Source organism: Salinivibrio sp. MA440 (genome assembly GCF_001996265.1).
Lineage (GTDB): Bacteria > Pseudomonadota > Gammaproteobacteria > Enterobacterales > Vibrionaceae > Salinivibrio > Salinivibrio costicola.
This window is the reverse complement of sequence record NZ_MUFI01000002.1, coordinates 94,178-114,739: the sequence shown is the minus strand read 5'-3', so window position 1 is coordinate 114,739 and position 20,562 is coordinate 94,178. Positions and strand designations below refer to the sequence as shown.

Genomic DNA, 20,562 nt, shown 5'->3' with positions numbered 1-20,562 from the left:
TTACGCGAGGGCTTTTCGTTATCAGCTAGTCATGCCTTTATACGTTACGTAGAGTCCCCTTTTAGGGGATCTCTAGCTTAACGTCACACGCGCAAACTTACGCTTACCCACTTGATATACGGCTTCACCCGCTGCTGGCACCAGCTTAGTGTCTTCCACTTTTTCGCCGTCAATTTTCACCGCACCTTGGCGGATCATACGCAGCGCGTCTGAGGTGGAATTTACCAGTCCCGCCTCTTTTAGCAAATTACCAATCGCAATACCTTGCTCAAAGGTAAAGCTTGGCATCTCATCTGGCATCGCCCCTTTTTGGAAACGATTGATAAAAGTTTGCTCGGCCGCGTCAGCATCGGCGTCTGAATGGAAACGGGCAATGATTTCTTTCGCCAGCAAGATCTTAATATCACGAGGGTTTTTACCCGCTTGAATATCTTGCTTAAACTGAGCCACTTCCTCGAGAGGGCGGAATGACAACAGCTCATAGTAATCCCACATGAGATCGTCAGAAATCGACATGATTTTACCAAACATATCATCTGGACGTTCGCTGACACCGATGTAGTTATGGGCCGATTTAGACATCTTTTTAACACCATCAAGCCCGACTAGTAGCGGCATCGTCATCACGACTTGCGGCTTTTGTCCCGCTTGCTTTTGCAGCTCACGCCCCATTAACAAGTTAAACTTTTGGTCGGTCCCGCCCAGCTCAACGTCCGCTTCCAACGCGACTGAATCGTAGCCTTGCAAGAGTGGGTAGATAAACTCATGAATAGCTATCGCTTGGTTGCTGGTATAACGCTTTTTAAAGTCATCACGCTCGAGCATACGCGCCACGGTTGAGCTCGCCGCGAGACGAATCATGCCATCGGTGCCTAATTCGCCCAGCCATTTAGAGTTAAACTCAATACGTGTTTTAGCAGGGTCTAAAATTTTATAGACCTGCTCTTTGTAGGTTTCTGCGTTTGCCAGTACCTGCTCACGTGTCAATGGCGGGCGCGTCGTGTTTTTACCACTCGGGTCGCCAACCATGCCGGTATAATCGCCAATCAAAAAAATCACTTCATGGCCAAGCGCTTGAAAAGCTCGGAGCTTATTTAAGATCACTGTGTGACCGAGGTGGATATCCGGTGCAGTAGGATCCGCACCGAGCTTAATGCGAAGAGGACGATCCTCTTTCAGCTTTGCCACCAGCTCGTCTTCCGGGATTACTTCATCAACGCCACGTTTTAGTTCTGCTAGCGCGGCTTCAAGGCTCGCCATAGTCTGTTGCTCCTACCTAATAGGCAAAAATGTGATAAACAGACATATTACTCGAATAGCGACAGTTTTTGAAACCAGTTAAACTGATAGAGTGTATACAGGGTGTGCGCAGTGGCTGCCATCAAAAAATGTGTGTGGTCTTTGTGTCAGCCGTGTCAAATCTACTTCAGGGCATCATCCCCAATAAAACCGATTGGGTGTCTGACTGTCATAACTTTATTCGTAGTGATTCAACATAGTCTTCATGCCGTTAAATAAACTCGCAGCCTTACCCAAGTTACATAAACTCATTATCGGTGCATTAAGTGCATTCGTGGTCTTATTAATGTTGGTGCCTGATGGCCCAAGCACCCCGCGCCCTCAACCCAATTTTGAACCGGGTAAGCACTACCCTGTCCCTGTGGATGCCGTCTCGTTACTGCCACCACAAGATGAAATGCCCGCACAGTTTAGCCGCACTATCCATTGGTCCACCTATGAGGTGCAACCGGGTGAAAGTATGGCGTTGCTGTTTAACCGCGCGGGCCTGAGCCCAACCGATCTCTATCGCCTCGTGAATGCCGATGAGCATACCCAGCGTTTGGCGTATCTGAATCCTGGTGATGAAGTACGTTTAGGCGTTGATGACAGCGGCGAGCTGGTGCAACTGATTCAGCCACGCGGTAGCAATGAAACCCTCATCGTCAATAAGATCGATGACACCTATCAATCTCGTATTGAAACCAAACACGTTGATACCCAGATAAATTTTGCCCGAGCGACCATTCAATCGAGCTTTTGGCAAGCCGCGTCAGGCGCAGGCCTCACTCCAAACCAAATCATGCAACTGGCGGGGATTTTCGGCTGGGATGTCGATTTTGCCCTCGATATTCGTAACGGAGACAGTTTTTCCGTCTTGTATGAAGAGGAGTTTGTCGAAGGTGAACATATTGGCAGCGGTAATATTCTGGCAGCCACGTTCACCAACCGTGGTGAAACCTTTACCGCCGTGCGAGCAGAGAGTGGCAAATACTACACACCAACCGGTAAAGCGATGAAAAAAGCCTTCTTGCGCTCGCCGGTGAACTTTAGATATGTCAGTTCAAACTTTAATCCACGCCGTCTGCACCCAGTGACGGGTCGGGTCAAACCGCATCGCGGCACCGATTATGTCGCACCGGTTGGTACGCCTATCAAAGCGGCTGGTGACGGTATCGTGATGAAAGCGTCTTATAATCGCTTTAACGGCAATTATGTCTTTATCCGCCATAGCTCGACATACATCACTAAGTATTTGCACTTGACCAAACGCAAAGTGAAAACCGGCCAGCGCGTCAAACAAGGCGATATCGTCGGCACGCTTGGATCAACAGGGCGTGTTACGGGGGCGCACTTACATTACGAGTTCTTGGTCAATGGTGTGCATAAGAACCCACGCACCGTCGCATTGCCAGAAGCGAAATCCCTGCAAGGTAAAGACAAGCGAGAATTCGTTCGCTTGGCTGAATCTCGTATGGCACAGTTGAGCAAATTTAACCAGCTACTGGCGACAGTAGGCAACTTAAACCATTATAACCGTGGCGGTTAAACAGGCTATTGCGACAAAAAACGGCGCTACAGGGCGCCGTTTTTGTGATGGAACGAAAAGTCGTACGTTTTATCGCAGCCGAAAAATTAGACGCTAAATGATGCGCCACAGCCACACGTGGTGGTGGCATTCGGGTTATCAATGAAAAAGCGCGATCCTTCCAGCCCCTCGGTATAGTCGACTTTCCCACCCATTAAATACTGTAAACTCATGGGGTCCACTACCAACATCACGCCGCTTTTTTCGATCTCCATATCGCCTTCATTGACGTTTTCGTCAAAGGTAAAACCATACTGGAAGCCGCTACAGCCACCACCGGTAATGTAGACGCGTAGTTTCAGGTTTGGGTTTTCTTCTTCCTGAATCAGCGTCTTTACCTTGGTCGCCGCGGCCTCAGAAAACTCTAACGGCAAAGGTGCTTCGCTCATTGTTACCTCACATGCTCTTGGTGCTTAGTATTGGATTATCTAATACCTGAGTAAAGTGTTCAAGTATTGCGCGCTTGATCGCAATTGTGATCAGTACGTATTAATTGCCAAACTTGTTGCAATGAAATCATACTCTACCTCGCCAGTGTTCTGTATCTTTGGTTAAAATACACCGACGCAATTTAGGCGAAGCCTTACCTAACAGGATATGTCATGACCAAATCAGCACAACTTTTTCAACAAGCTAGACGCACCATTCCCGGTGGCGTGAATTCTCCCGTGCGTGCATTTGCCGGTGTCGGCGGTGACCCTGTCTTTATGGAGCGTGCTGACGGCGCGTACATCTTTGATGCCGACGGCAAAGCTTACATCGACTACGTTGGCTCGTGGGGCCCAATGATTCTCGGCCATAACCACGCCTCCATTCGAGAAGCTGTGGTTGATGCCGCCCAGCGTGGACTGAGCTTTGGTGCACCCACCGAAAGTGAAACCACTTTATCAGAACTGGTTGCTGAGCTTGTTCCATCCATGGAAATGGTGCGTATGGTGAACTCTGGCACCGAAGCGACCATGAGTGCCATTCGTCTCGCGCGCGGCTATAGCAAACGCGATAAGTTCATCAAATTTGAAGGCAACTATCATGGCCATGGTGACTGCTTACTCGTGAAAGCAGGCTCAGGCGCACTCACGCTCGGCGAGCCAAACTCCCCCGGGGTACCGGCAGATTTTGCCAAACACACGCTGACCTGCACCTATAACGATCTAGACTCGGTACGCCAAACGTTCGAGACTTACCCTGACGAGGTGGCTTGTATTATTGTCGAGCCAGTGTCCGGTAACATGAACTGTGTGCCACCACAGCCAGGTTTCTTACAAGGTTTACGCGCGCTATGCGATGAATTTGGTGCCCTGCTAATTTTTGATGAGGTGATGACGGGCTTTCGCGTGGCACTTGGCGGCGCACAAGCCTATTACGACGTCAAACCTGACTTGACTACCCTAGGTAAAATCGTCGGTGGTGGCATGCCTGTAGGTGCATTTGGTGGTCGTCGCGATGTGATGGAATACTTAGCACCGACCGGTCCGGTTTATCAGGCGGGCACCTTGGCCGGTAACCCGGTCGCCATGGCAGCTGGTTTCGCGTGTCTTAGTGAACTACGTCAACCAGGCAATCATGATTACCTCAATAGTGTCACCAAACAACTTGCTGAGGGCTTTAAAGCCTTGGCCGACAAACACGGTATTCCATTAGCGACCAACCGAGCCGGTGCAATGTTTGGTTTTTTCTTTACGGACCAAGACACAGTCACTTGCTTCAAAGACGTGCAGCAGTGCGATACTGAGCGCTTTAAGCGTTTCTTCCACTTAATGCTCGAGCAAGGTATCTATCTCGCACCGTCTGCGTTTGAAGCCTGCTTTACCTGCTTGGCGCACGGCCAAAAGGAAATTGATGCGACACTGGCAGCTGCTGACCACGCCTTCGCTACGCTCGCGGCACAAGGCTAACCAAGGGCGTATAGCCCAGTCATAGCGGTTGCGCCTAATAACAAAAAGCCCCGCTCATCGTGCATGCGGGGCTTTTTATTCACCGGAATCGTGGGCTAGGATCAGAAAATAGACCGCCCAATCCGAGCAGATAACAGCTCTAAAGCGGCGGTGCCTGCTAACGAGTTACCCGATGGATCCAGTTCTGGCGACCAAACGGCAATCGACATTTCGCCTGGCACAATTGCAATAATCCCACCACCAACGCCAGACTTGCCAGGCATACCAACACGGTAGGCAAACTCACCCGCACCATCATACAAGCCACACGTCGCTAAGAGCGCATTCATTTGCTTGCTTTGCGTCGGCGTTAAAATCCGCGTTTTTCCCGATAAAGGCGTTCCTTGATTCGCCAGGTAGAAAAAGGCTTTGGCCAAATCAACACAACTCATTTCTAATGCACAATAGTGGAAATAATTAGTTAAAACCGGCACCACCTCATTGTCAAAATTGCCAAACGCACGCATCAGATAAGCAATTGCCGCATTGCGATCACTGTGCTGCATTTCTGAATCCGCAACCACCTTGTCATAACAAAGATGGGGGTTGTCCGCTAACTGACGCACAAACTCTAACATCCGCTGGCGAGGGGCTGATTGACGCGTATGCAGCATATCACTGACGACTAAGGCGCCAGCGTTGATAAACGGATTACGCGGGATCCCCTGCTCCATCTCAAGCTGGATTAATGAGTTAAAAGCCTGGCCAGAGGGCTCTTTACCAACCCGTGTCCATATTTCTTCCGCGCGATAATTTTGCATTGCCAATGTCAGGCTTAACGCTTTAGAAATCGACTGGATAGAAAAGGCTTCGTCCGCGTCACCGGCGGTGATCAGGTCGCCATCGTTGTAGCAAACCGCAATACCGAGTTTATGATTCGGCACATCCGCAAGGGCTGGAATGTAATCAGCCACCTTACCGCGCCCCATTAAAGGACGGACATCCTCCAGGATTTGCGCTAACAGTTGAGAGCTTGGTTTCACCAACAGGATCCTTTTACAACAGGGGACAAAAAAGCCAACCTGAGGTTGGCTTTCCGCTTTCACTTATCTGCGCCGTCGCGCCTTAGCACATTAGGCTGTGCGTGTGTATTTGATATCCCATACACCATGACCCAGGCGCTGACCGCGCTGCTCAAATTTAGTCAGCGGGCGCTCTTCAGGACGAGGAACATAATAGCCCTCTTTTGCGATATTTTGATAGTGAGGCGCCGCTTCCATCACTTCGATCATGTGCTCAGCATAGTTTTCCCAGTCCGTCGCCATGTGGAATACGCCACCCATTTTTAGCTTGTCTCTTACCATTTCAGCGAACGGTAACTGCACAATACGGCGTTTGTGGTGACGTTTTTTATGCCATGGGTCAGGGAAGAAAAGTTGCACCGTGTCCAAACTTTCTTTCGGCAACATTTGCTCAAACACTTCGACCGCATCGTGGCACATCACACGCAGATTGGTGACACCGGCTTCACGCGCTGCCATTAAACAGGCGCCTACACCAGGGGTATGCACTTCAATACCCACAAAGTTCTTCTCAGGGGCATTTTTTGCCATTTCAACCAAAGAGGCGCCCATGCCAAAACCGATTTCTAACACCACAGGATTATCATTACCAAACACCTGCTGCCAATCAAGCTCGGTGGCGTCAAAGTCAATCCCCATGGTAGGCCAGGATTCGTTTAGCGCTTGCTCTTGCCCTTTCGTTAAACGGCCTTCGCGACGCACAAAACTGCGTACTTTACGAATAACTTTGCCATCCTCGGTGAGTTCGGTTTTAGTGACTTCAGTCATGATTGGGTGCCTGTGATGCAGTAGTAATGATGCCGGTAGCCGTCACCATCGATTGTTGGAAATCTAAACGGACTGCGCATTATGCAAAGTTTTTGCGATAGCGCAAGGTGGACGCGCTGATCCTATTAGTACGCCCTGTCGTTAGTGTACCCTGTGGCCTGCCTTTGTGCACGTGTGAGCAAAACAATAAGAGAGAACACAGTGAGTCAATCATTTTCCGATGCCATCTTAAACTGGTATGAGCAATATGGCCGTAAAACCTTACCGTGGCAGCAAAACAAAACGCCATATAAAGTCTGGCTCAGTGAGATTATGCTGCAACAGACCCAAGTAAGCACAGTAATCCCTTATTTTGAACGGTTTATGGCACGGTTTCCGACCGTTATCGACTTAGCGAATGCCGATCAGGATGAAGTTCTTCATTTATGGACGGGGTTAGGGTATTACGCCCGTGCCCGCAACCTTCACAAAGCGGCACAAGTGATTGCCAACCACCATGATGGCGTATTTCCTACCACGCTCGATGAGGTCATGGCGCTCCCAGGTGTCGGCCGCTCAACCGCCGGCGCCGTGCTTTCTTTGTCGCTCAGTCAACCGCACCCCATTTTAGACGGCAACGTCAAACGCACCTTAGCGCGCTGTTTTGCCGTCGAAGGTTGGCCGGGTAAAAAGCCGGTAGAAAACAAGCTATGGGAGATTGCCGAAACACTCACGCCCACCACAGATACCGACAAGTACAACCAAGCCATGATGGATATGGGCGCGATGGTTTGTACGCGAAGCAAGCCTAAGTGTGAACTTTGCCCTGTTGCCGACCGCTGCGAGGCACGTGCACAAGGTCGGCAAATGGATTTTCCTGGCAAAAAACCGAAAAAAACCTTACCGGTCAAACAAACCAGTTTTTTGCTGATCCAGTATCAAGATGAAATCTGGTTAGAGCAACGACCACCAAGCGGTCTTTGGGGCGGGTTATGGTGCTTGCCTGAAGCGGCTGAGCACACGCTCGAGGCCGATATTGCCGATAAGCTAYATAATATCAAACCGGTCAAAACTGAGGTCTTAACCGCGTTTAGACATACCTTCAGTCACTTTCACTTAGATATTGTACCGATTAAAGTCTCGGTGGCTGAGCGACCGCAGATCATCATGGAAGCCAACCAAGGGCTTTGGTATAACTTATCACAACCTGCAAAAGTAGGATTAGCGGCCCCAGTGAAAAAGCTGTTAACCTTGCTTGAACATGAGCGCCAACAATCTCTAACCGGCGATGACAAGGAGCCTAGATTATGAGCCGTACCGTATTTTGCCAACGTCTCCAAAAAGAAGCCGATGGACTCGATTTTCAACTCTACCCGGGAGAGTTGGGCAAACGCATTTATGACAATATTTGCAAAGAAGCCTGGGCGGAATGGCAAAAAAAGCAAACCATGCTTATCAATGAAAAGAAGCTCAATATGATGGATCCTGAACATCGTAAGATCATTGAACAAGAAATGGTCAATTTTTTGTTTGAAGGAAAAGACGTGCAAATCGATGGCTATGTGCCACCCGAAGCGTAAATTCCGTGGTGTCGCCCACAGCTAGGCGGCTTGACCACAGCAACGCACCCGCATTGTGTTACGCTCAATGCGGGTGTTTTTTTATCCTAATGCAATCAAAAATGACACGAATACTCTGTTTGTTAGTGTGCTGTTATGGCGCGTTGCTTTCCGGCTGCAGCCGAGAGAGCGTCGAAAAATATGTGGGCGTGGATTACCAAACGACTAACCGGTTTGCGAAAAATCTAGCGCCTATTCCAGGGCAATTCGAAAAAGATATCGACGCCCTGAATCAGCTTATCAGCCAATTTACTGGCAAAATCGAAGTCCGCTGGGGCGAAGATCAAGTCTTTGTTTCCGGAAAACGTGACTACGTCAAATACACGGATAATTACAAAAGTCGCGCACGAATCGACTTTGAACGCGGTGTGATCCAAGTGGAAACCGTCGCAACTGACGATCCGAAAGATCACCTCAGACAAGCCATTGTCACCACCCTATTAACCCCGCGCGATCCTGCTTCTGTGGATCTTTACTCTGCAGCAAAAGTTCCGCTGACGGGACGCCCATTTCTCGAAGGGCAAGTGGTTGATCACGAAGGTAAAGCCATCACCTGGCAATGGCGCGCCAATCGCTTTGCTGACTATCTTATTGACCGGCGGCTAAAGAAAAAACAGGTCCGTTTTCAAAACATGTATTTTGTCACTATTCCTATGGTGACGGATCACGCCGCACAACGCAGCTATCAATATGCGGATATTGTCCGTCGTGCCTCTGAACGTTACGGCATCTCTGAAAAGCTGATTTATGCCATTATTAAAACCGAGAGTAGCTTTAACCCGTATGCTGTGAGCTGGGCCAACGCCTATGGATTGATGCAAGTGGTCCCGAAAACGGCGGGACGCGATGTATTCAAACTGGTAAAAAAACGTCGTGGCCAGCCCACACCTGAGTACCTTTTTGATCCAGAAAAGAACATTGATATGGGAACCGCCTATTTCTATATTCTCAAAAATCGCTATCTCAAAGCGGTGCGAGACCCACTTTCTTTACACTACAGTATGATTTCCGCTTATAACGGCGGCACCGGTAATGTGCTACTGACCTTTGATAATAACCGCGAGCGTGCAATGCAAGACCTGAACCGTTTAAAACCTAACCAAGTCTACTGGGCGCTAACCCATCGCCACCCCTCTTCGGAGTCAAGACGCTACTTACAAAAGGTCACACGCTATCAAAAAGACTTCGCGCAACTTCCCCAGTAAACCGCGATAAGGGTCGAATTTTTGCGTGTTTTTATCGCACTTCGCTGTCTTTTTATCCAAACAATGCGATATCCGGACTTTTTTCAAAAAAACAGTTGACGGTGAGACCGAAAATCCGTTTAATAGCGCCCCGTTAGCCCGGATAGCTCAGTCGGTAGAGCAGGGGATTGAAAATCCCCGTGTCGGTGGTTCGATTCCGCCTCCGGGCACCATATAATGAAATAATGGTGTGACACACAGTATTTCGCGATTTGTGTGCCGGCTTAGCTCAGTTGGTAGAGCAACTGACTTGTAATCAGTAGGTCGCCAGTTCGACTCCGGCAGCCGGCACCATTGCCTCGATAGCTCAGTTGGTAGAGCAGGGGATTGAAAATCCCCGTGTCGGTGGTTCGATTCCGCCTCGAGGCACCATTATTCCCCCATAGTTCAGTTGGTAGAACGGCGGACTGTTAATCCGTATGTCACTGGTTCGAGTCCAGTTGGGGGAGCCACTTTTAAAGAAAGCGCTAGTCCGAAGGCTAGCGCTTTTTTGAAGTTTACATGTTATAACATGTAAAACGCCCGGATAGCTCAGTCGGTAGAGCAGGGGATTGAAAATCCCCGTGTCGGTGGTTCGATTCCGCCTCCGGGCACCATATTAGAAATAGCCCTACTCTCTCGAGTGGGGCTTTTTTTATGCTAATCTATGTGCTAATTCTTTCTTCTCATGATTTCTCATCTCATGGAACGAGTGCCGTATCCACATGTCAGCTAGCATCAAACTGTCTACAGACAGACTTCAAGCCGGTCTTTATATCAAACTCCCCTTAAAATGGCGTGAGCACCCTTTTATGCTCAACCGCTTTCAAATCGAGAGTGACGCCCAAGCTAAGCTGATACGCTCTCTACCCACGAGCTTTGTTTATTACTATCCAGATAAAAGTACCGCCGTGCCCTTGCCTGCGCTGGTAGAAAAAAAAGAAAATCCAGATGAAATCGACCCAAACGCGGTCAGCCGAGACAAAGAGGCAATGGAGCGAGAAAAACAACAGCGCATAGAAGAACAGCGTCGCTTTCATGCTCGGATCCAAAAAGTGCAGAAACACTATCAGCGTTCAATGGCACAACTACGTGCTATCAATATGAAAGCCTCAAACCGCCCTCAGGCAGCCAACGAGGATGTTCGTATGCTGGTTGATAGTATGATGCTATTTGGCAGTGAATCGAATGTCACCTTGCATCTGATGGATGATCCGACATTGGCGGAAGATATGTATGCGCACTCGCTAAACGTTGCCGTCTTAGCTTTAATGGTGGCACGCAGTCATGGCTATAACAACGATCAGATTCGCTCCCTTATGACAGGCGCGATATTGCATGACATTAGGACCAAAAAAGTCCCCTCTGCGATTGTCCGTAAAAAAGAGCGTTTAACCGACCCTGAAATGAACTACTACCGTCAGCACGTGAACTATGGCGCGGAATTAGTAGCAGACATGGACGAATGCACGCCCGAAGTCGAGGCTATCATTGCTCAACATCATGAATTTGCCGATGGTAGTGGGTTTCCAAAAGGTCTGAATGGTGATGAGATTGAGGAGCCTGCGCAGATTGTTGGCATGGTTAACTTTTTCGATCGCTTATGCCGCCCACAGTTTGGTGCGCCAGCTCGTATGCCCTTTGCGGCTTTGTCTCACTTGTTTAAAGAGAATAAAGCGAAGTTTAACCCGCGTCTGCTAGCGTTATTCGTCAAGATGATGGGCGTCTACCCACCCGGTACAGTGGTTAAACTCTCTAATGAGGAAGTCGGTATTATTATTTCGGTTAACAGCACCGCACTGCTCAAACCAAATGTGATGATTTATGATCCCGACATTCCGTCGGATCAAGCGACCATTATTGACATGCGTGATAGTGAACTAGAGATAGACACGGCCGTGCCTATCTCTAAACTCCCTGAGGAGGTGAAAGCGTACTTAAAACCAAGGACACGTATTTCGTACTTTATGGATGCAGACAGTTAGTGATTCGCGGTCTCTGTCTTGTCCGCTTTTTCCGTCGCACGCTGTAAATCGACCATGAAGTTATCAATCAAGCGTGTGGTACCGAGGTAGGCCGCCACCAAAATAACCGCTTGGCGGCTATTATCAGTGATCGTCCCTAGCGAGTCAGCATCGCGGATGTAGAACTCGTCGGGCTGAAGACCCGCAGCACGCAGCTGATCGTGCGCATCCTCAATCAGATCATCCAGATCACGCCGTCCATTACGCATTTGCGCACTCATCCAACGCATCGTTTTTGCGAGCACAGGGGCACGCTGGCGCTCATCCACGGTTAAATTGTTATTGCGAGAGCTCATGGCTAAGCCATCGCTTTCACGCACGGTTGGCACACCAATAATATCAATCGGCATCGCCATATCTGTAACCATTTTGCGGATGACAGCAAGCTGCTGGAAATCTTTTTCCCCAAAACACGCTACATTAGGCTGCACGAGGTTGAATAACTTAGTCACCACGGTCGCGACACCACGAAAATGGCCCGGACGAGACGCGCCCTCTAGCATGGATGAGAGTTTTGGTACCTCAACCGCTGTATGTGCCTCAAGGCCGTGAGGATAGAGGGTATCCGCGCTTGGCGTAAAGACAAGATCGACGCCTTCTTCACGCAACTTGGTTAAGTCATCATCCAAGGTGCGCGGGTAGTTAGCCAGATCGTCAGCGCGATCAAATTGCATGGGATTAACAAATATACTAACCACCACCACATCTCCCTGCTCTCGGGCTTTGCGGACTAAGGTTAAGTGGCCTTGATGTAAGTTTCCCATGGTGGGCACAAACGCAATACGCTTGGCCGCTTTTTGCCACTGGCCGACGTGATCGCGCAGTGGCGCAACCTCAGAAATTATCTGCATACTCGGTCTCTCTATTTAAACGTGTGGGCGGGACCGGGAAATTCGCCGCTCGCCACTTCTTGCACGTACTTGGCCACCGCTTCGCGGGCATCACCTGTTTCTGCCAAATAGTTTTTCGAGAATTTGGGCATATAGTTAGCCGATACGCCAAGCATATCGTGCATGACCAAAATCTGACCATCGGTGTCACTGCCGGCTCCAATACCGATGACAGGTACCGAGACGGTGTCGGTAATCCGCTTGGCGAGTGACGCTGGTACGCACTCAAGTAGGATGATTTGTGCACCTGCCTGCTCTAGTGCAACGGCGTCGGCCACCATCTGTTCGGCTTTTTCATCGTCACGCCCTTGCACGCGAAAGCCGCCGAAGATATTCACCGATTGCGGTGTCAGGCCCAGGTGCGCGCAAACCGGCACCGCACGTTCAGTCAACATTTTTACGGTTGGTGCTAACCAGGCACCGCCCTCAATTTTGACCATGTTGGCGCCCGCTTTCATCAATTCAGCGGCATTCGTACACGCCTGCTCGGGGGTTGTACAGCTCATAAATGGCATATCGGCCATTAACAAGCTATTCGGGCTGCCTGCACGCACGCAACGCGTATGATAGGCCAAATCGGCAACGGATACGGATAAGGTATCGCTTTTCCCTTGTAGCACCATACCTAAGGAGTCGCCCACCAGCAAAACAGGGACATCCTGTTGCTCGAACAGCTGAGCAAAGCTCGCATCATAGGCGGTAAGGGATGCAAACTTTTGTCCTTGTTGCTTCCATGTGATCAGATCAGTAATTGTGATTTTTTTCATTGTGTCTCCCAAAGCCTGAAACTGGGGCCCACCGATTAAGCGTGATCGCAGATACGGGTTAAACCGTTACGATCCACGCGCGTCAGGCACGCGGCGAGCGTACTGCCATCCGGCAAGCACAAGTCGGGGGCGATGTCGGCAAGTGGATAAAGCACGAACTCACGTACTTTCATGCCGTAATGTGGCACCGTCAGTCGTGGATGCTCGATAACACGGTCACCATAAAGCAAAATGTCGAGATCTAAGGTTCTTGGGCCCCAACGTTCTGCTTTGCGTTCCCTGCCATAATCAAGCTCAATCGCTTGCGTGGCATCCAATAGTGTCAGAGGGTCAAGGTAGGTGTCCAGCGCAGCCACTGCATTGACATAATCAGGCTGATCCGCTGGCCCCATTGGCCGACTGGTATAAAGAGAAGACACGGCCACCCAAGAACTTTGCGGCAGTGTTTTTAGTGCCGCAATCGCCTGTTGTGCTTTTTTTATCGGCTCACCTAGGTTGCTGCCAATCGCTATATACACTCGGTTCATGCGTCTGAGTTCGACTGCGGTTTGCGCCGACGCGGCGGCCCTTTACGACGGCGTGATTTAGGAGAGCGCGTGTTGCTAACCTTATTGATCGCACGCACCATTTTTTGACGCCCACCCTGATCGGCGCGTTGAAAGTCTCGCCACCACGCACACAATGCTTCCGTGTCATCACCTTCTACCGCACCGCGCATTTCTAGCAAATCAAACGCCGCGCGGAATTTTTTCTCTTCCAACGTTTTGAATGCGCGCGCTCCCGTACGACGGGTCATGCGCATTTGTAATTGCCAGACTTCTCGCACCATCGCGGTAAAACGGCGAGGGATGGCAACGGTTTTTACTTGTTCGTCAACAATATCACTCGCCGCTACCATAAAAGCATCGTAGTAACTTAAACCACTTTCAAACGCCATTTCTTCAGCACGTGTCACCAAGGGATACCAAAGCATCGCCGCAAATAAGAAAGCGGGATTGATGCGCTGATCGTTAGCAACGCGTTTATCCGTTGAACGTAACACCTGCTCAAGCATTTGTTCAGTTTGACTGGTTTGCGCTTCAGTAAAGTGGGCCGCGACCGCAGGGAAAAGCTGCTGAAATAAGTTGTACTCACGCAGCATTTGGTAGGTTGCAAGCCCCTGCCCCGCTTGCAGCAGCTTTAAGCTTTCTTCAAACATACGTGCCGCGGGAATGTCTTGTAATAAGGGCGCCAACTCAACCATCGGTGCCGCGGTTGCATCATTAATGGTCATGTCCAGCTTCACCGCAAAACGCACGGCTCGAAGCATACGTACCGGATCTTCTCGATAGCGCGTTTCTGGGTCCCCGATCAGGCGAACAATGCGATTGTTTAGATCGTCCAGTCCACCGGCATAATCACGAATAGAGAAGTCAGCAATGTTGTAATACAGTCCATTAATGGTGAAGTCGCGGCGCTGCGCATCTTCATCAATGGTGCCGTAGACATTATCGCGCAGCAGCATACCGTCTTCAGAACGTGCTGTTTGCTTGTCTTTTTTGTCTGGCTCGCTTTTACCGTGATGACCTCGAAAGGTTGCCACTTCAATCACATCTCGTCCAAACAAAATATGGGCAAGGCGAAAACGGCGGCCAATCAGACGACAATTACGGAATAACTTTCGCACCTCATCCGGTGTGGCATTGGTGGCGATATCAAAGTCTTTGGGTTCGCGATCCAATAGCAGATCGCGCACCCCTCCGCCAACGAGGTACGCTTCATAGCCCGCTTTATGCAGGCGATAGAGCACTTTCAGCGCATTTTCGCTGATACCTTTGCGCGAAATGCCGTGTGCTTTGCGGGGGATAACTTCCAACTTAAGATCCTCAATTGCTCGTGTTTTACCATCACGATTCAGAACCTTACGGCAAAAGCTGGTCACTCGATTAAAGATAGCTCACCTCATATTTGATTGTTCGGGCCATGAAACAGCGGCATATAATATATCAGGGTGGGCCATTTTAGAATGCTGTCGTCACTTCCGTTTGTTTGGGTAAGTGCGTCAACGACCACGTATTGACCGCAAGATTTAGTAATTCAGTAGGCGTTGCCACCTTTTCCTCTGCGACTGCGTGTAAACCAAGAAACCGCATCGCTGCACGTAACGCAGGCAGCGGGGCTTGATTATCAATAGCTGGCGCACGATTTTGTTTCGATAGTTTTTGCCCCTCCGCATTTAATGCCAACGGGAGGTGCAGGTAGTACGGCAGTCGCGCGCCTAACAGACGATATAATCCAATATGGCGTCCCGTTGGAACAATTAAATCCGCCCCTCGGACAATGTCTGTGACCCCTTGGTCAATATCGTCTAACACGACGGCAAGATTATACGCATAGAGCCCATCTCGGCGCTTAATGATAAAGTCTTCGTTAGCCAATTGCTGATCAAGAGGCAACGAACCATGCAGTCGATCGTTAAACGCTAACACTTCAACCGGACTTTTTAGCCTCACCGCAGCGTGTTCAGCCGCTTTGTTTTTATCTCGGCACCAACCTGGATAGACGCCACCTGCCTGTTTAATTTGACGCCGTGTACACGTGCAATAATACGCGCGCCCTGACGCGAGCCAAGCATCAATTTGCGCCTGATAGTCACCTAGATGCTGGCTTTGATAACGAACCGCACCATCCCAATATAGGCCGTACGCCTCAAGCGTGCGCAGAATCTCACTGGCCGCGCCCGGCTTTTCTCGTGGCGGATCGATATCTTCAATCCGTACCAGCCATCGGCCATGATGGGCACGAGCATCTAAATAAGAGCCCAGCGCAGCCACCAATGAGCCAAAGTGTAAAGGTCCTGATGGCGACGGCGCAAAACGACCGATATAAGCAGCGTGCGATGTCATGATAAACGAATGAACTCGGGTCTCAGCGCCATGGGCGGATAATGAATAGCGCAAATTGTACGGGGATCTTGCATGAACACAAGCGTCTACAAACACAAAAAGGGAGCCGAAGCTCCCTTTTGTTTTATGGGGTGATTACTATTTTGTGGGATGATAGCCGCCCGCGATATTTTTGCGCGCGACTCCCTCAGTGATGATTATCCCGCCATTTGCTTTTCTTTCAGCTCAGCGAGTGTTTTACAATCAATACATAGCTCGGCGGTTGGACGCGCTTCTAAGCGACGAACGCCAATCTCGATGCCACATGAGTCGCAAAAGCCAAAATCATCGTCTTCGATACGCTGGAGTGTCTTATCAATTTTCTTGATCAGCTTACGCTCACGATCTCGGTTACGTAACTCTAGGTTAAATTCCTCTTCCTGCGCTGCACGATCGACAGGATCGGGGAAATTTGCCGCCTCATCTTTCATATGATTCATGGTGCGGTCGACTTCTTCCCTGAGCTGATTACGCCATGCATTGAGGATTTTACGGAAATGCTCGAGCTGTGGCTCGCCCATATATTCCTCTCCAGGTTTCTCCTGGTATGGCTCTAATCCAGCTAAGGCCAGGATGCCCAGCGATTTCTTTTCTTTGCTTTCTGGCATTCAGCTTCTCCTAAAAAACCTTGACATGACACGTGTCTGTCAAATGAGGGCGCTATCTATAGCAGAAAGCCTTTAGGGTGGCAATCTTTGATTTACGCCCCGCAACGCCCAATGTGAACATGCTTACACTTTTGTTGTGTGAGCAACAAAAGGTACGGAATTAACCAGATTTAGCTCACTCGCTGACACCTGAGCTTGATAGCAAATGACTTCAACCCCCGAGGCCAGCGCATGATTGAGCAGCTGGTTATAATCCGGGTCGATATGGGGGGCTCCTGTGACTTTTTCAATCCCCGAGTGCAAAACAACAAACAATAAAACCGCGCGGTGTCCTTGTTCGACCATCGCAATAAGCTCACGGAGGTGTTTTTGTCCTCGCGTCGATACAGCATCAGGGAATGCGCCCCAACCATCACCCTCTAATAAAGTGACACTCTTCACTTCTATATAGCAGTCGGATTTGTCATCGTCACGTAACAGCAAATCAATACGGCTATTTTCGCTGCCATAGCGTACTTCTGTCTGTAATTGTGCATAACCGGCTAGTTCAGGAATACGGTCAGCTTGCACCGCTTCAACGGCCAAGGTATTGGCACGCGTGGTGTTCACGCAAATCCAATCTCCCTGCTGAGTATGATTGAGCTCCCAACTGTGTGGATACTTACGCTTCGGATTATTTGACGTCGAGTACCACACAGTATCTCCGGGCGTTGCACACCCGGTCATTGCGCCAGTATTGGCACAATGGATGGTCAGGCGCTCGCCATTGTCTAAGGTCACATCGGTCAAAAACCGTTTATAACGACGTACTAAGGTTGCCGACGCTAGTGGTGGGGAAAACTGCATCTGCCGTTCCTGCTGATGATTAACAAAGGCTGAATTGATGCAGGCATTGGTATAACGCCCGCCCCTCATTGTCTCGCGGTATCGATTCATCCGACGCGGAGGAAGACGAAGCATATAAGCCAAAGCGTTGACAGGCAAATATCTGTGTTGGCAAAGGTGGCAGGTGTAAGGCTTGTTGATGCTTAACGCCACGACGCAAGGTAATATGCGGAGTAAACGCATGACTGTCCGCTTTAGCGTGCCAAACAGGCAAGGTTTGTAAGTGATGGGCTAGATCAAACAATTCCGGCGGGGGTTGGTTGAACGTCACACACGCAATTTTCGGCTGCTCCCATACTTCAACATCTGAGGTAGTGAGAGAAAACGCAGGCAGAGCCAGGTTACTTGCCGCGGTTTGGAGCGCAGGGAGCTTAGTATCAGGGACCTCACCCAAAAACGCCAAGGTGAGATGTAAGTTCTGATCGGGCACCGCGCGCGCCTCACCACAAAGATGATGGTTGTAGCGAACAAGTTGCTCCCGAGCGGCTTGATTGGTTTTCTCGTCCAAACCTAATGCGAAAAATAGTCGCATGGGCTCTCCTTTTACACTCAGTCCGTTAAAATAGCGGCTTTGATTCTGACACAAAGGGCAAATTCTTGTCTCAGCTTCCGATTGATACCGTGATTCCTGACCTTATCGCCGGGCTATCAACGCATCCACAGATCATCGTCTCCGCGCCACCGGGGGCCGGGAAGTCAACACGCTTGCCACTCGCGCTGCTTGAGCAGACAACGCGAGAGGGAAAAATCGTGTTGCTGGAGCCGCGTCGGCTTGCGGCGCGCAATATTGCCCGCTTCCTCGCCCATCATTTGAATGAGCCTATCGGCCAAACGGTCGGGTTAAGAATGCGTGGCGAGACAAAAGTCAGTGCTAACACACGATTAGAAGTCGTGACCGAGGGGGTGATGACCCGCTTACTGCAAACTGACCCCATGCTCGACGGTGTGAACCTGATTTTATTCGACGAGTTTCACGAACGCAGTTTACATGCTGATCTTGCCCTCGCATTAAGCTTAGATTGCCAAGCAGGATTACGTGACGATCTGCGCTTGGTCGTCATGTCCGCCACCTTAGATAATCAAGCCTTATGTCAGTATTTGCCCAACGCACTCACACTCGCCACTGAGGGGCGCAGTTTCCCGATTCATTATCAATATCACCCGCTTTCACGGCACACATCGTGGGCAAGTGCTGTTGCCAGTGCGAGCTTGGATTTTATGGCTCAGCACAGCGGCTCGGCACTGCTTTTTCTTCCCGGTATGAGCGCAATTCGACAGGTTCATGAGGCCATTAAAGGGCGCCTTGCTAATGACATGGATCTCCACTTACTCCACGGCAGCCTTGATATTTCAGCCCAGCAAGCGGCTATTTATCCCGCACCGGCTGGCATGCGCAAGTTAGTACTCACCACCAACATTGCTGAGACCAGCTTAACCATTGAAGGGATCCAGCTGGTGATTGATGCGGGGCTTGAGCGCATGATCATGCATCAAGCGCAAACAGGTCTTGATAAGCTGGTGACAAGACAAGTCACGCGCAGTGCTGCGATCCAACGAGCGGGCCGCGCAGGTCGCCTCGCACATGGACACTGCTTACGGCTTTATAGTGAAGAGCAATTTCAGCGCTTACCAGTTGCACCGACTGCACCTATTTTGCGTGAAGATTTAACCGATCTTGCCCTCAATGTGATCCAGTGGGGCTGCGACGTCAAAGATTTACATTGGCTTGACGTACCGCCCACCAAACATTGGCAAGCCGCCTGTCTAAGACTGACACAATTAGGGCTGATTGATGCACGCCACGGATTAACCACCTTGGGGCAACGCGCAAGCCACTTGGCAGCCAGCCCTCGTACTGCCGCCATGTTGGCACGCGTTGAAAAAGCCGATACCTCGACGCTATCCACCGCGTGCTGGCTGGCGGCGTGGGCCGAAAAACCCATGACCTCGCGGGCCTCACTGGCACTTATCGACCAATTGCGCGTAGCGATGTCCTACAAAGACTATCAGCACCGCGCACAGTCACTAGCCCGTAGTGTTGGCATTGCCTTGCAACCTCAGTTCGATGATACCCTGCTGCCGCTACTGGCCGCTAACATTTGGCCAGATAGAATCGCACTGGCACGCGGAAAATCGGGCCGCTTTATGATGGCCAATGGCCACGGCGTCATCTTGGACAGCCAAGACCCACTCAGCCGCGCCGACGCCATCGTCATCTGTGATGTAATGGCCGGTGATCAGGGGGACAGTCGGGCCTATAGTGCGATTGCTATCTCACTGACTGCGCTTCAAGATGCGCGTCCCGATTTATTTAGCCATCGCGATGTGGTCGCATGGGATGATAAACGTGGCACGCTGAAAGCAGAAAAGCAGCAATGTTTGGGCGAATTAGTCCTCGCTTGCGAACCGCTCGACACGCTGAGTGCCGAGCAGCAAACGCAAGGGCTATTGGATGCCGTTCGCCAAAAAGGCATTGATGCATTGAATTGGCAAAGCGCCAGCCAGTCCTTGCTGACGCGTGCACGCTGCGCCCAAGCATGGGGATTGGATATTGCGCTGCCGTCACTCAGCGATGCAGACTTACTCGCTTCGCTCGATACCTGGCTGGCCCCTTTTATTCATGACATGTCACGCTGGCAAGCGCTCCAGCAATTGGATCTCAAACCCGTGTTGGAAGCCTGGTTCGGCTTTGCGGTGACCAAGCAATTAAATGCGGCACTGCCCACACATATAACAGTGCCAACCGGGTCGCGTTATCCACTGCGTTATACCCCGGACAGTGCACCGGTACTGGCCGTGAAAATGCAAGAAATGTATGGACAGGCACAAACTCCAATGCTCGCCAACGGCCACGTTGCCGTGCAAGTTGAGCTGCTCTCACCCGCCGGACGTCCATTACAAATTACCCAAGATCTCGCCGGCTTTTGGCAAGGGAGTTATAAAGAGGTGCAAAAGGAAATGAAAGGGCGCTACCCTAAGCACCTTTGGCCAGATGATCCGGCTAACCATGCGCCAACTCGTCAAACCAAACGCCGTTTTAACCAGAGTTAATC

At 50.3% G+C, this 20,562-nt stretch carries 19 protein-coding genes and 5 tRNA genes; 12 read left to right on the top strand and 12 right to left on the bottom strand.

All coding sequences use genetic code 11. The features are described 5' to 3' along the window. Positions 1 to 72: 72 nt before the first annotated feature. A complete protein-coding gene (gene tyrS / locus BZG80_RS01165) occupies positions 73 to 1,260 on the bottom strand; it encodes a tyrosine--tRNA ligase (protein ID WP_077678578.1) in 1,188 nt (395 codons plus the stop codon). A 244-nt stretch (positions 1,261 to 1,504) separates the two neighbouring features. Here tyrS and BZG80_RS01160 point away from each other — a divergent pair, with 244 nt between their 5' ends. Continuing rightward, positions 1,505 to 2,827: a peptidoglycan DD-metalloendopeptidase family protein gene (locus BZG80_RS01160; RefSeq protein WP_021022144.1), complete on the top strand. Its 1,323-nt coding sequence runs from the start codon at positions 1,505 to 1,507 to the stop codon at positions 2,825 to 2,827. An 86-nt stretch (positions 2,828 to 2,913) separates the two neighbouring features. On the opposite strand, the gene erpA is transcribed toward BZG80_RS01160, so the two are convergent. Continuing rightward, the gene (gene erpA, locus BZG80_RS01155; protein WP_021022145.1) at positions 2,914 to 3,255 is read right to left on the bottom strand and encodes an iron-sulfur cluster insertion protein ErpA; all 342 of its coding nucleotides are present in this window, start codon (positions 3,253 to 3,255) and stop codon (positions 2,914 to 2,916) included. 213 nt (positions 3,256 to 3,468) lie between these two features. Between erpA and hemL the strand changes: the two genes are divergently transcribed. Next, a complete protein-coding gene (gene hemL / locus BZG80_RS01150) occupies positions 3,469 to 4,761 on the top strand; it encodes a glutamate-1-semialdehyde 2,1-aminomutase (protein ID WP_021022146.1) in 1,293 nt (430 codons plus the stop codon). 101 nt (positions 4,762 to 4,862) lie between these two features. On the opposite strand, the gene glsB is transcribed toward hemL, so the two are convergent. Then, the gene (glsB, locus tag BZG80_RS01145; RefSeq protein ID WP_077669344.1) at positions 4,863 to 5,783 is read right to left on the bottom strand and encodes a glutaminase B; all 921 of its coding nucleotides are present in this window, start codon (positions 5,781 to 5,783) and stop codon (positions 4,863 to 4,865) included. A 90-nt stretch (positions 5,784 to 5,873) separates the two neighbouring features. Then, positions 5,874 to 6,590: a tRNA (guanosine(46)-N7)-methyltransferase TrmB gene (trmB, locus tag BZG80_RS01140; RefSeq protein ID WP_021024205.1), complete on the bottom strand. Its 717-nt coding sequence runs from the start codon at positions 6,588 to 6,590 to the stop codon at positions 5,874 to 5,876. 201 nt (positions 6,591 to 6,791) lie between these two features. Here trmB and mutY point away from each other — a divergent pair, with 201 nt between their 5' ends. The 9 genes from mutY to BZG80_RS01095 all read left to right on the top strand — a co-directional run bounded on the left by mutY (position 6,792) and on the right by BZG80_RS01095 (position 11,396). Next, positions 6,792 to 7,880 (top strand): A/G-specific adenine glycosylase, encoded by a 1,089-nt coding sequence (gene mutY, locus BZG80_RS01135; protein WP_077678577.1) that lies wholly within the window; start codon positions 6,792 to 6,794, stop codon positions 7,878 to 7,880. Continuing rightward, positions 7,877 to 8,149 carry an oxidative damage protection protein gene (locus BZG80_RS01130; RefSeq protein ID WP_021024203.1) on the top strand — a complete coding sequence of 91 codons (273 nt, stop codon included), beginning with the start codon at positions 7,877 to 7,879 and terminating at the stop codon, positions 8,147 to 8,149. Before mutY ends, BZG80_RS01130 begins: the two co-directional genes overlap by 4 nt. A gap of 101 nt (positions 8,150 to 8,250) precedes the next feature. Further along, positions 8,251 to 9,393, top strand: a complete 1,143-nt coding sequence (gene mltC, locus BZG80_RS01125) for a membrane-bound lytic murein transglycosylase MltC (protein ID WP_028569759.1) — start codon at positions 8,251 to 8,253, stop codon at positions 9,391 to 9,393. A gap of 136 nt (positions 9,394 to 9,529) precedes the next feature. Continuing rightward, positions 9,530 to 9,605, top strand: a tRNA-Phe gene (locus BZG80_RS01120). Between the two features lie 45 nt (positions 9,606 to 9,650). Further along, positions 9,651 to 9,726 (top strand) — tRNA-Thr (locus BZG80_RS01115). Between the two features lie 2 nt (positions 9,727 to 9,728). Beyond that, a tRNA-Phe gene (locus BZG80_RS01110) sits at positions 9,729 to 9,804 on the top strand. 4 nt (positions 9,805 to 9,808) lie between these two features. Then, a tRNA-Asn gene (locus tag BZG80_RS01105) sits at positions 9,809 to 9,884 on the top strand. A gap of 68 nt (positions 9,885 to 9,952) precedes the next feature. Continuing rightward, positions 9,953 to 10,028, top strand: a tRNA-Phe gene (locus BZG80_RS01100). 108 nt (positions 10,029 to 10,136) lie between these two features. Continuing rightward, complete coding sequence (locus tag BZG80_RS01095) at positions 10,137 to 11,396, top strand: HD-GYP domain-containing protein (RefSeq protein ID WP_077678576.1); 1,260 nt, start codon at positions 10,137 to 10,139, stop codon at positions 11,394 to 11,396. Here BZG80_RS01095 and panC read toward each other — a convergent pair. The 8 genes from panC to thpR all read right to left on the bottom strand — a co-directional run bounded on the left by panC (position 11,393) and on the right by thpR (position 18,041). Then, positions 11,393 to 12,286: a pantoate--beta-alanine ligase gene (gene panC, locus BZG80_RS01090; protein ID WP_077678575.1), complete on the bottom strand. Its 894-nt coding sequence runs from the start codon at positions 12,284 to 12,286 to the stop codon at positions 11,393 to 11,395. The two genes, BZG80_RS01095 and panC, sit on opposite strands and share 4 nt — an antisense overlap. 11 nt (positions 12,287 to 12,297) lie before the next feature. Further along, a complete protein-coding gene (gene panB / locus BZG80_RS01085) occupies positions 12,298 to 13,092 on the bottom strand; it encodes a 3-methyl-2-oxobutanoate hydroxymethyltransferase (RefSeq protein WP_021024199.1) in 795 nt (264 codons plus the stop codon). A gap of 35 nt (positions 13,093 to 13,127) precedes the next feature. Further along, the gene (gene folK / locus BZG80_RS01080; protein WP_077459828.1) at positions 13,128 to 13,619 is read right to left on the bottom strand and encodes a 2-amino-4-hydroxy-6-hydroxymethyldihydropteridine diphosphokinase; all 492 of its coding nucleotides are present in this window, start codon (positions 13,617 to 13,619) and stop codon (positions 13,128 to 13,130) included. Continuing rightward, complete coding sequence (pcnB, locus tag BZG80_RS01075) at positions 13,616 to 15,013, bottom strand: polynucleotide adenylyltransferase PcnB (RefSeq protein WP_077576185.1); 1,398 nt, start codon at positions 15,011 to 15,013, stop codon at positions 13,616 to 13,618. The genes folK and pcnB overlap by 4 nt, the downstream gene beginning before the upstream one ends. Positions 15,014 to 15,092: 79 nt before the next feature. Beyond that, the gene (gluQRS, locus tag BZG80_RS01070; RefSeq protein WP_077678574.1) at positions 15,093 to 15,977 is read right to left on the bottom strand and encodes a tRNA glutamyl-Q(34) synthetase GluQRS; all 885 of its coding nucleotides are present in this window, start codon (positions 15,975 to 15,977) and stop codon (positions 15,093 to 15,095) included. 197 nt (positions 15,978 to 16,174) lie between these two features. Next, positions 16,175 to 16,624 carry an RNA polymerase-binding protein DksA gene (gene dksA, locus BZG80_RS01065; protein ID WP_021024195.1) on the bottom strand — a complete coding sequence of 150 codons (450 nt, stop codon included), beginning with the start codon at positions 16,622 to 16,624 and terminating at the stop codon, positions 16,175 to 16,177. Between the two features lie 123 nt (positions 16,625 to 16,747). Continuing rightward, positions 16,748 to 17,470 (bottom strand): DNA/RNA nuclease SfsA, encoded by a 723-nt coding sequence (gene sfsA / locus BZG80_RS01060; RefSeq protein WP_077678573.1) that lies wholly within the window; start codon positions 17,468 to 17,470, stop codon positions 16,748 to 16,750. A gap of 19 nt (positions 17,471 to 17,489) precedes the next feature. Beyond that, positions 17,490 to 18,041, bottom strand: a complete 552-nt coding sequence (gene thpR, locus BZG80_RS01055) for an RNA 2',3'-cyclic phosphodiesterase (RefSeq protein WP_077678572.1) — start codon at positions 18,039 to 18,041, stop codon at positions 17,490 to 17,492. Between the two features lie 65 nt (positions 18,042 to 18,106). Here thpR and hrpB point away from each other — a divergent pair, with 65 nt between their 5' ends. After that, a complete protein-coding gene (gene hrpB, locus BZG80_RS01050) occupies positions 18,107 to 20,560 on the top strand; it encodes an ATP-dependent helicase HrpB (RefSeq protein ID WP_077678571.1) in 2,454 nt (817 codons plus the stop codon). Positions 20,561 to 20,562 lie beyond the last annotated feature (2 nt).

Bases quoted from the DNA above. Each gene is read 5' to 3' on its own strand.
- tyrS (WP_077678578.1), bottom strand. From the start codon at position 1,260: ATGGCGAGCCTTGAAGCCGCGCTAGCAGAACTAAAACGTGGCGTTGAT.
- BZG80_RS01160 (WP_021022144.1), top strand. From the start codon at position 1,505: ATGCCGTTAAATAAACTCGCAGCCTTACCCAAGTTACATAAACTCATT.
- erpA (WP_021022145.1), bottom strand. From the start codon at position 3,255: ATGAGCGAAGCACCTTTGCCGTTAGAGTTTTCTGAGGCCGCGGCGACC.
- hemL (WP_021022146.1), top strand. From the start codon at position 3,469: ATGACCAAATCAGCACAACTTTTTCAACAAGCTAGACGCACCATTCCC.
- trmB (WP_021024205.1), bottom strand. From the start codon at position 6,590: ATGACTGAAGTCACTAAAACCGAACTCACCGAGGATGGCAAAGTTATT.
- BZG80_RS01130 (WP_021024203.1), top strand. From the start codon at position 7,877: ATGAGCCGTACCGTATTTTGCCAACGTCTCCAAAAAGAAGCCGATGGA.
- mltC (WP_028569759.1), top strand. From the start codon at position 8,251: ATGACACGAATACTCTGTTTGTTAGTGTGCTGTTATGGCGCGTTGCTT.
- BZG80_RS01095 (WP_077678576.1), top strand. From the start codon at position 10,137: ATGTCAGCTAGCATCAAACTGTCTACAGACAGACTTCAAGCCGGTCTT.
- panC (WP_077678575.1), bottom strand. From the start codon at position 12,286: ATGCAGATAATTTCTGAGGTTGCGCCACTGCGCGATCACGTCGGCCAG.
- panB (WP_021024199.1), bottom strand. From the start codon at position 13,092: ATGAAAAAAATCACAATTACTGATCTGATCACATGGAAGCAACAAGGA.
- folK (WP_077459828.1), bottom strand. From the start codon at position 13,619: ATGAACCGAGTGTATATAGCGATTGGCAGCAACCTAGGTGAGCCGATA.
- gluQRS (WP_077678574.1), bottom strand. From the start codon at position 15,977: ATGACATCGCACGCTGCTTATATCGGTCGTTTTGCGCCGTCGCCATCA.
- dksA (WP_021024195.1), bottom strand. From the start codon at position 16,624: ATGCCAGAAAGCAAAGAAAAGAAATCGCTGGGCATCCTGGCCTTAGCT.
- sfsA (WP_077678573.1), bottom strand. From the start codon at position 17,470: ATGCAGTTTTCCCCACCACTAGCGTCGGCAACCTTAGTACGTCGTTAT.
- thpR (WP_077678572.1), bottom strand. From the start codon at position 18,041: ATGCGACTATTTTTCGCATTAGGTTTGGACGAGAAAACCAATCAAGCC.